We start from the raw sequence: 11,957 nt of genomic DNA on the forward strand, positions 1-11,957 counted from the left end.
CGAGTAAACACGCCGTAATTCTGGCCATCCTGAGCCCAGGAAGACCAGCTCACCACAAAACCACCATTCGCCAGTGCAGTAACGGCGGTTTCTACCTGGGTGTAGTCGTTGTAATGGTTGATGCGGGTTTCGCTGCCCACCGTAACGCCATCGGCATCAACTATTTGCAGGTAAGTGCTGAAGTAGCCACCGTCCTGGCTTTCGGAGGTCCAGGTCACGACAAAGCCGCCGTCGGCCAGGGCGGTAACACTGGCGTCGTTCTGATTATTTGTCGTGTAGCTATTCACCGCCAGTTCAGCGCTGATCGCGTTGCCGTCGGCGTCGTAGATCCGGGCGTAGACGCCATCGGCGTCACCGTCCTGACCGTTCGAGGTCCAGACCACCACGTAACCACCGCTGCCCAGTGCTTCGACTTGCGCAGCGCTCTGGCTGCCGGTGGTGGTGCTGTTGATAACGGTTTCGCTGCCAATCCGCTCGCCGCTGGCGCTGAACCGCTGGCTGACAATACCGCTGCCATCGCCGTCGTCGGCGGTGGTCCATACCACGATAAAGCTGCCGTCAAGCAGGGTTGTTACCGAGGACTCGCTCTGGTCTCCCGCCACCGTGGTATTGATCTGGAATTCATCCCCCAGGGTCTGGCCGTTGGCGTCGTAGCGTTGGCCTACAATACCGCTGCCGTCGCCGTCGTCGGCGGTCGTCCAGCTCACCACGTAACCGGCGGCGCTGGAGGTAAAGGTTGGAGCGGATTCGTCCAGATCATTCACGGTCAGGGCGACAGCCTGACTGCTGTAGTTACCCGCCGCATCCGTCACAGTGATGATCAATGAGTAGTCAGTGCGGGTTTCAGCATCCAGTATGGTGTTGAGGCTGACGTCGCCGGTGCTGGCATCGATGCTGAACAGTGCGGCATCGTCGCCCGAGAGCGAGAAAGTCACGCCACCGGAGATATCCCCGGAATCATCGGCGGTGACCGTATGAATCACAGAGTCAATGGCGGTATTTTCATCCACACTCACGCTGCTGCCCGAAGTAATGACCGGGGCGATTTCATCAAGGTTGTTGACCGCGATATCCAGCACCTGATTGACCTGATTACCGACACCATCGGTGGCTGTAACAGTAAAGCTGTAGCTTGGTTTGGTCTCGTAGTCCGCATCCGCCAACAAGGTGACTTCACCAGTGATGGCGTCAATACTGAAGTAGCTGGCGTCGTCGCCCTGGAGGCTGTACGTTACGCTGGCGCTGGTATCCGTGCCCTTGTCATCGGTGTCGGTAGCCACGGCTGTGTACACCACTTGCCCGGCACCACTGTTTTCCGCCACCGAGAGAATAATCCCTGCCACGGATGCATCGTTCTGGTCATCACTGGTATAGCTGTTAACCCGGTATTCGCTCCCTACTGCATGACCATCGGCATCGTATACTTGGGCATACACACCATCGCCATCACCATCCTGGTCGCTGGATGTCCAGGTAATGATAAATCCACCATTGGCCAGCGCAGTGATACCGGGCTCTGACTGGTTTCCGGCAGTGCTGGTATTGACCTGGAATTCGCTATCAATGGTATTGCCGTCGGCATCGTAACGCTGGGCAAATACCCCCATACCGCTGCCATCCTGGTCATAAGACGTCCAGACCACCACAAAGCCACCGTCTTCCAGAGCGGTGATACTGGCATCCAGTTGATTGCCGGTCGTCTCGGTATTGACCCGGAATTCCCCGCCCAGGGTATTGCCATTGGCGTCGTAACGCTGAGCATAGATACCATAACCAGAACCATCCTGGTTCTCGGATTGCCAGACCACCACAAAACCGCCGTTCGTTAATCCGGTCACCTCCGGTTCAATTTGAGAACCGGCGGTTGTACTGTTGGCATAAATCCCGGCCGTCACCACCTCACCATCGGCGCCGTAAATCTTGACGGCAATGGCATTCTCATCGTAGATCCCAGGGCCCAAATACCTAACGGTAACTACATATGCCACCACGACGCCACCACCGGCCAGCGAGGCAACGCTGGGGCTTTGGAATGGATAATCGGAAATATCATCAATAGCAATATTACCCGCAACGGGGTTGCCCTCGGCATCCAGCCAGTTTCCGATAATATCACCATTATGGCTCTCCTCCCAAACCACGATGGCATGACCATCGATCAAGGTTGCTACCTCAGAGCGCCATTGATAGTTTGCGCTAATGGTATTCACCGCGTATTCACTGGTGATCACATTGCCTGCGGCATCATAACTTTGAACATAGGTCTCCCAGTAACGATTACCATCTGATCGATCACTGCTATAGCTGACCAACCAACGCCCATCGTTATAAACGGCCACACTGGATTCGTATTGCGCATTGGTGCTGTAGCTATTGATCTGTATTTCTTCACCCACCGGGTGGCCTGCCAGATCGTAACGTTGGGCATACACTCCCGTCGATGAGCCGTCCTGGCCTGCCGATGTCCAGGTGACAATAAACCCGGCACTCAACGAACTGAACACCGGGGCGGTTTCGTCCAGGTCGTTGACATCAAGGGTAACCGCTTGGTCGGTATGGTTACCGGCATCATCGGTAGCGGTGACGGTAAAGCTGTAGCTGGATTGGGTTTCGTAGTCGGGATCGGCCAACAGGGTCACTTCACCCGTGCTGCTGTCGATGCTAAACAGGGCGGCATCGTCACCTGAGAGCGAGAAAGTCACACCATCGGAAATATCAGCAGAGTCATCCGCAGTGGCGGTATACACCACCTGTCCGGCACCAGAGTTTTCATCGATCGAGGTGGCCGTAGCGCCAGATGTAATGCTTGGCGCTGCTTCATCCAGGTTATTGACCGCCAAGGTGACGGTTTGATCTGTGTGGTTACCCGCCCCATCGGTGGCGGTGACGGTAAAGCTGTAGCTTGGTTTGGTTTCGTAGTCGGCATCCGCCAACAAAGTGACTTCGCCGGTTACCGAGTTGATGCTGAACAGTGACGCATCTGTACCAGACAGGCTGAAACTCACGCCATCAGAAATATCAGCAGAGTCATCCGCAGCAGCGGTATATACCACTTGCCCCGCACCAGAGTTTTCATCGATGGCAGTGGCCGTCGCGCCAGAGGTAATCGTCGGTGCCACTTCATCCAGGTTATTGACTGCTAAAGTAACGATTTGATCGGTATGGTTACCCGCCCCATCGGTAGCGGTGACGGTAAAGCTGTAGCTGGACTTGGTTTCATAGTCAGCATCCGCTTTTAGAGTCACTTCTCCAGTATTGGTATCAATGGTGAAGTAAGCCGCGTCAGTACCACTGAGGCTAAACGTTACGCCGTCCGAAATATCAGCAGAGTCATCAGCGGCCGCGGTATACACCACCTGCCCAGCACCGCTGTTTTCATCGATAGCAGTCGCAGTAGCGCCAGACGTAATGCTTGGTGCGACTTCATCGAGGTTATTGACCGCCAGGGTAACGGCTTGATCGGTAAAGTTACCGGCCCCATCGGTAGAGGTGACGGTAAAGCTGTAGCTGGACTTGGTCTCGTAGTCGGCATCAGCTTTTAGAGTCACTTCGCCAGTATTGGTATCAATGGTGAAGTAAGCCGCGTCAGTGCCGCCAAGGCTAAACGTTACGCCGTCCGAAATATCAGCAGAGTCATCAGCAGTGGCGGTATAAATCACACTGCCGGCACCAGAGTTTTCATCGATCGCGGTAGCCGTCGCACCAGAGGTAATCGTCGGCGCTGCTTCATCGAGGTTATTGACCGCTAGTGTCACGGTCTGGTCAGTGAAGTGACCAGACCCATCGGTGGCGATTACAGTAAAGTTGTAGCTGGACTTGGTCTCGTAGTCCGCATCGGCCAACAAGGTGACTTCGCCGGTTACCGAGTTGATGTTGAACAGTGACGCATCTGTACCAGACAGGCTGAAACTCACGCCATCAGAAATATCAGCAGAGTCATCCGCAGTGGCGGTATACACCACTTGCCCAGCACCAGAGTTTTCATCGATCGCAGTAGCCGTAGCGCCAGATGTAATGCTTGGTGCCACTTCATCGAGGTTATTGACTGCTAAAGTAACGATTTGGTCGGTAAAGTTACCGGCTCCATCGGTGGCGATTACAGTAAAGTTGTAGCTGGACTTGCTCTCATAATCCGCATCCGCCAACAAGGTGACTTCGCCTGTAGCAGAGTTGATGCTGAACAGTGACGCATCTGTGCCTGAGAGGCTATAAACCGCTGTCGCGTCATCGGTCGCTGCGGTGTAAATAACCGAGCTGGCGCCAGAGTTTTCATCAATGGCATCAGCCAACGTGCCGGAGGTAAATACCGGTCCTGACTCATCCAGATCATTGACCGCCAGCGTCACGATCTGATCAGTGAAGTGACCGGCTCCATCGGTAGCGGTGACGGTAAAGCTGTAGCTTGGTTTGGTCTCGTAATCAGCGTCGGCCAACAAGGTGACTTCGCCGGTGGCTGAGTTGATGCTGAAATATGCCGCATCGTCGCCAGAGAGCGAGAAGGTCACACCATCAGAGATATCGGCAGAGTCATCAGCGGCCGCGGTATACACCACCTGTCCGGCACCAGAGTTTTCATCGATCGAGGTGGCCGTAGCGCCAGATGTAATCGTCGGTGCCACTTCATCCAGGTTATTCACCGCCAGCGTAACGGCTTGGTCCGTGTGGTTACCCGCCCCATCAGTAGCTGTGACGATAAAGCTGTAACTGGACTTGGTCTCATAGTCGGCATCCGCCAACAAAGTCACTTCACCGGTGCTGGCATCAATCGAGAAGTACGCCGCATCGTCGCCTGAGAGCGAGAAGGTCACACCATCAGAGATATCTGCGGAGTCATCAGCGGTGGCGGTATACACCACTTGCCCGGCACCGCTGTTTTCATCGATCGCAGTGGCGATAGCGCCAGAAGTAATCGTCGGTGCGACTTCATCCAGGTTATTGACTGCTAAAGTAACGATTTGGTCGGTGTGGTTACCGGCTCCATCTGTGGCGGTGACGGTAAAGTTGTAGCTGGACTTGGTTTCATAGTCAGCATCAGCTTTTAGAGTCACTTCGCCAGTATTGGTATCAATGGTGAAGTAAGCCGCATCAGTACCACTGAGGTTAAACGTTACGCCGTCCGAGATATCCGCGGAGTCATCGATAATCGCTGTGTAAATAACCGAGCCAGCACCGCTGTTTTCATCGATGGCAGTCGCGGTATCACTAGACGTAATCGTCGGTGCCACTTCATCGAGGTTATTCACCGCCAAGGTGACGGTTTGATCGGTATGGTTACCGGCTCCATCGGTAGCGGTGACGGTAAAGCTGTAGCTGGACTTGGTTTCATAGTCAGCATCCGCTTTTAGAGTCACTTCTCCAGTATTGGTATCAATGGTGAAGTAAGCCGCGTCAGTACCACTGAGGCTAAACGTTACGCCGTCCGAAATATCAGCAGAGTCATCAGCGGCCGCGGTATACACCACCTGCCCAGCACCGCTGTTTTCATCGATCGCAGTGGCGATAGCGCCAGACGTAATCGTCGGCGCTGCTTCATCCAGGTTATTCACCGCCAAGGTGACAGTTTGATCAGTGAAGTGACCGGCCCCATCGGTGGCGGTGACGGTAAAGCTGTAACTGGACTTGGTCTCATAGTCGGCATCGGCCAACAAGGTGACTTCACCGGTGCTGGCATCGATCGAGAAATACGCTGCATCGTCGCCAGAGAGCGAGAAAGTCACACCATCAGAAATATCAGCAGAGTCATCAGCAACAGCGGTATAAATCACACTGCCCGCACCGCTGTTTTCATCGATCGCAGTGGCGATAGCGCCAGATGTAATGCTTGGCGCTGCTTCATCCAGGTTATTGACCGCCAAGGTGACGGTTTGATCGGTATGGTTACCGGCTCCATCGGTGGCGATTACAGTAAAGTTGTAGCTGGACTTGCTCTCATAATCAGCGTCGGCCAACAAGGTGACTTCGCCTGTAGCAGAGTTGATGCTGAACAGTGACGCATCTGTGCCTGAGAGGCTATAAACCGCTGTCGCGTCATCGGTCGCTGCGGTGTAAATAACCGAGCTGGCGCCAGAGTTTTCATCAATGGCATCTGCCAGAGTCCCGGAGTTAAATACCGGTCCTGACTCATCCAGATCATTGACCGCCAGCGTCACGGTCTGATCAGTGAAGTGACCAGCCCCATCGGTGGCGGTGACGGTAAAGCTGTAGCTGGACTTGGTTTCATAGTCAGCATCAGCTTTTAGAGTCACTTCGCCAGTATTGGTATCAATGGTGAAGTAAGCCGCGTCAGTGCCGCCAAGGCTAAACGTTACGCCGTCCGAAATATCAGCAGAGTCATCAGCGGTGGCGGTATACACCACTTGCCCAGCACCAGAGTTTTCATCGATCGCAGTCGCGGTATCACCAGAGGTAATCGTCGGTGCTGCTTCATCCAGGTTATTGACCGCCAGGGTAACGGCCTGATTGGTAAAGTTACCAGCTCCGTCGGTAGCGGTGACAGTAAAGCTGTAACTGGACTTGGTTTCATAGTCAGCATCAGCTTTTAGAGTCACTTCGCCAGTATTGGTATCAATGGTGAAGTAAGCCGCATCAGTACCACTGAGGCTAAACGTTACGCCGTCCGAAATATCAGCAGAGTCATCAGCGACAGCGGTATACACCACCTGTCCGGCACCAGAGTTTTCGTCGATCGCAGTGGCGATAGCGCCAGAGGTAATCGTCGGTGCCACTTCATCGAGGTTATTCACCACCAGCGTAACGGTTTGATCTGTGTGGTTACCCGCCCCATCGGTGGCGGTGACGGTAAAGCTATAACTGGACTTGGTCTCGTAGTCAGCATCCGCTTTTAGAGTCACTTGGCCAGTATTGATATCAATGGTGAAGTAAGCCGCGTCAGTGCCGCCAAGGCTAAACGTTACGCCGTCCGAAATATCAGCAGAGTCATCAGCGGTGGCGGTATACACCACTTGCCCAGCACCAGAGTTTTCATCAATCGAGGTGGCCGTAGCGCCAGACGTAATGCTTGGCGCTTCTTCATCCAGGTTATTCACCGCCAGGGTGACGGTTTGATCAGTAAAGTGACCAGCCCCATCGGTAGCGGTGACGGTAAAGCTGTAGCTGGACTTGGTTTCGTAGTCAGCATCCGCTTTTAGAGTCACTTCGCCAGTATTGGTATCAATGGTGAAGTAAGACGCGTCAGTACCACTGAGGCTAAACGTTACGCCATCCGAAATATCAGCAGAGTCATCAGCAACAGCGGTATACACCACTTGCCCAGCACCGCTGTTTTCATCGATGGCAGTCGCGGTATCACCAGACGTAATCGTCGGTGCCACTTCATCCAGATCATTGACCGCCAAGGTGACGGCTTGGTCCGTGTGGTTACCGGCCCCATCGGTGGCTGTAACAGTAAAGCTGTAGCTTGGTTTGGTCTCGTAATCAGCGTCGGCCAATAAGGTGACTTCACCGGTTACCGAGTTGATGCTGAAATCCGCCGCATCGTCGCCAGAGAGCGAGAAAACTACGCCATCAGAAATATCAGCAGAGTCATTGGCAGTAGCGATATACACCACTTGCCCGGCACCGCTGTTTTCATCGATGGCAGTCGCGGTATCACCAGACGTAATCGTCGGTGCCACTTCATCCAGATCATTGACCGCCAAGGTGACGGCTTGGTCCGTGTGGTTACCGGCCCCATCGGTGGCTGTAACAGTAAAGCTGTAGCTTGGTTTGGTCTCGTAATCAGCGTCGGCCAACAAAGTCACTTCGCCGGTGGCGGAGTTGATGCTGAAATACGCGGCATCGTCGCCAGAGAGCGAGAAAGTCACGCCATCAGAAATATCAGCAGAGTCATCAGCAACAGCGGTATACACCACTTGCCCGGCACCGCTGTTTTCATCGATAGCAGTCGCGGTATCACCAGAGGTAATCGTCGGTGCGACTTCATCGAGGTTATTGACCGCCAGGGTGACGGTTTGATCGGTGTGGTTACCGGCTCCATCGGTGGCGGTGACGGTAAAGCTGTAGTTTGGTTTGGTTTCGTAGTCGGCATCCGCCAACAAAGTCACTTCGCCTGTAGCGGAGTTGATGCTGAAGTACGCCGCATCGTCGCCTGAGAGCGAGAAAGTCACACCATCGGAGATATCCGCGAAGTCATCAGCAACAACGGTATACACCACTTGCCCGGCACCGCTGTTTTCATCGATGGCAGTGGCGGTATCACCAGAGGTAATCGTCGGTGCTGCTTCATCCAAGTTATTGACCGCCAGGGTGACGGTCTGATCAGTGAAGTGACCAGCCCCATCGGTAGCGGTGACGGTAAAGCTGTAACTGGACTTGGTCTCATAGTCGGCATCAGCCAACAAAGTCACTTCGCCGGTGGCTGAATTAATGCTGAACAGTGACGCATCAGCCCCCGAGAGGCTATAAACCGCCGTCGCATCATCGGTCGCTGCGGTGTAAATAACCGAGCTGGCGCCAGAGTTTTCGTCAATGGCATCTGCCAGAGTCCCGGAGTTAAAGACCGGTCCTGACTCATCCAGATCATTGACCGCCAGCGTCACGGTCTGATCAGTGAAGTGACCGGCGCCATCGGTGGCTGTGACGGTAAAGCTGTAGCTGGCTTTAGTTTCGTAATCAGCATCCGCCAACAAGGTGACTTCACCGGTGCTGGCATCAATCGAGAAGTAAGCCGCGTCAGTACCACTGAGGCTAAACGTTACGCCGTCCGAAATATCCACTGAGTCATCAGCAACAGCGGTATACACCACCTGCCCGGCACCAGAGTTTTCATCGACCGAGGTGGCGGTATCACCAGAGGTAATCGTCGGTGCGACTTCATCCAGATCATTAACCGCCAGAGTGACGGTCTGATCAGTGAAGTTACCAGCCCCATCGGTGGCGGTGACGGTAAAGCTGTAGCTGGACTTGGTTTCATAGTCAGCATCAGCTTTTAGAGTCATTTCGCCAGTATTGGTATCAATGGTGAAGTAAGCCGCATCAGTACCACTGAGGCTAAACGTTACGCCGTCCGAAATATCAGCAGAGTCATCAGCGGTGGCGGTATACACCACTTGCCCAGCACCAGAGTTTTCATCGATCGCAGTAGCCGTAGCGCCAGATGTAATGCTTGGCGCCACTTCATCCAGATCATTGACCGCCAGCGTCACGGTCTGATCAGTGAAGTGACCGGCGCCATCGGTGGCTGTAACAGTAAAGCTGTAGCTTGGTTTGGTTTCGTAATCCGCATCCGCCAACAAAGTCACTTCACCGGTGCTGGCATCAATTGAGAAATACGCCGCATCGTCGCCTGACAGACTGAAGGTGACGCCATCAGAGATATCTGCGGAGTCATCCGCGGTGGCGGTATACACCACTTGCCCGGCACCAGAGTTTTCATCGACCGAGGTGGCGGTATCACCAGAGGTAATCGTCGGTGCCACTTCATCCAGGTTATTGACCGCCAGGGTAACGGCTTGATCGGTAAAGTTACCGGCTCCGTCGGTAGCGGTGACAGTAAAGCTGTAACTTGGTTTGGTCTCGTAGTCCGCATCCGCCAACAAGGTGACTTCACCGGTGCTGGCATCGATCGAGAAATACGTCGCATCGTCGCCTGAGAGCGAGAAAGTCACGCCATCAGAGATATCTGCAGAGTCATCCGCAGTAGCGGTATAAATCACACTGCCAGCACCGCTGTTTTCATCAATGGCAGTCGCGGTATCACCAGAGGTAATCGTCGGTGCGACTTCATCCAGGTTATTGACCGCCAGGGTAACGGCCTGATTGGTAAAGTTACCAGCTCCGTCGGTAGCGGTGACAGTAAAGTTGTAGCTGGACTTGGTCTCGTAATCAGCATCGGCCAACAGAGTCACTTCACCGGTGCTGGCATCAATCGAGAAGTAAGCCGCGTCAGTACCACTGAGGCTAAACGTTACGCCGTCCGAAATATCCACTGAGTCATCAGCAACAGCGGTATAAATCACACTGCCGGCACCGCTGTTGTCATCGATGGCAGTCGCGGTATCACCAGAGGTAATCGTCGGTGCCACTTCATCCAGGTTATTGACCGCCAGGGTAACGGCTTGGTCCGTGTGGTTACCGGTCCCATCGGTGGCGATTACAGTAAAGTTGTAACTTGGTTTGGTCTCGTAGTCCGCATCCGCTAACAAGGTGACTTCACCGGTGCTGGCATCAATCGAGAAGTAAGCCGCGTCAGTACCATTGAGGCTAAACGTTACGCCGTCCGAAATATCCACTGAGTCATCAGCAACAGCGGTATACACCACTTGCCCGGCACCAGAGTTTTCATCGACCGAGGTGGCGGTATCACCAGAGGTAATCGTCGGTGCGACTTCATCCAGATCATTAACCGCCAGAGTGACGGTCTGGTCAGTGAAGTGACCGGCTCCATCGGTGGCGGTGACGGTAAAGCTGTAGCTGGACTTGGTCTCGTAATCGGCATCCGCCAACAAAGTGACTTCACCTGTGGCTGAGTTGATGCTGAACCGTGACGCATCTGTGCCTGAGAGGCTATAAACCGCCGTCGCATCATTGGTTGTGGCTGTGTAAATAACCGAGCTGGCACCAGAATTTTCGTCAATGGCATCCGCCAGAGTCCCGGAGGTAAATACAGGCCCCACTTCATCCAGGTTATTCACCGCCAGGGTGACAGTTTGATCTGTGTGGTTACCCGCCCCATCGGTAGCGGTGACGGTAAAGCTGTAGCTTGGTTTGGTTTCGTAGTCGGCATCGGCCAACAAAGTCACTTCGCCGGTGGCTGAGTTGATGCTGAAGTACGCGGCATCGTCGCCAGAGAGCGAGAAAGTCACGCCATCAGAAATATCGGCAGAGTCATCAGCGACAGCGGTATACACCACCTGCCCAGAACCGCTGTTTTCAGCTATCGCAGTGGCCGTAGCGCCAGAGGTAATCGTCGGTGCTGCTTCATCCAGATCATTAACCGCCAGCGTAACGGTTTGATCGGTAAAGTTACCAACCCCATCAGTTGCTGTGACTACAAATGAATAGCTAGCTTTGGCTTCGTAATCGGCATCCGCCAACAAAGTGACTTCGCCTGTAGCGGAGTTGATGCTGAAATACGCGGCATCGTCGCCTGAGAGCGAGAAAGCCACACCATCGGAGATATCCGCGAAGTCATCAGCGGTAGCGGTATACACCACCTGCCCAGCACCGCTGTTTTCATCGATGGCAGTGGCGGTATCACCAGAGGTAATCGTCGGTGCCACTTCATCGAGGTTATTGACCGCCAGCGTAACGGCTTGGTCCGTGTGGTTACCCGCCCCATCAGTAGCTGTGACGGTAAAGCTGTAACTGGACTTGGTCTCATAGTCGGCATCGGCCAACAAGGTGACTTCACCGGTGCTGTCATCAATCGAGAGATACGCGGCATCGTCACCGGAGAGCGAGAAAACCACGCCATCCGAAATATCAGCAGAGTCATCAGCGGTGGCGGTATACACCACTTGCCCAACACCGCTGTTTTCATCGATGGCAGTGGCGATAGCGCCAGAAGTAATCGTCGGTGCCACTTCATCCAGGTTATTCACCGCCATGGTGACAGTTTGATCTGTGTGGTTACCGGCTCCATCGGTAGCGGTGACAGTAAAGCTGTAACTGGCTTTAGTTTCGTAATCAGCATCGGCCAACAAGGCAACGTCACCTGTGGCTGAATTAATGCTGAACAAAGCAGCATCAGCCCCCGAGAGGCTATAAACCGCTGTCGCGTCATCGGTCGCTGCGGTGTAAATAACCGAGCTGGCGCCAGAGTTTTCGTCAATGGCATCTGCCAGAGTCCCGGAGTTAAATACCGGTCCTGACTCATCCAGATCATTGACCGCCAAGGTGACGGCTTGGTCCGTGTGGTTTCCGGCCCCATCGGTGGCGGTGACGGTAAAGCTGTAGCTTGGTTTGGTTTCGTAGTCGGCATCCGCCAACAAGGTGAC

The 11,957-nt window shown here is 54.1% G+C and carries 1 protein-coding gene; it reads right to left on the reverse strand.

Annotated features, from left to right (window positions below):
- Positions 1-11,957 (reverse strand): cadherin repeat domain-containing protein (locus Q8W22_RS16365; RefSeq protein WP_305453080.1); only part of this gene is annotated, 11,957 nt, incomplete at both ends.

It is taken from the genome of Oceanobacter sp. 1_MG-2023 (assembly GCF_030689025.1).
In the GTDB taxonomy this organism is placed as follows: Bacteria; Pseudomonadota; Gammaproteobacteria; order Pseudomonadales; family Oceanobacteraceae; genus Oceanobacter.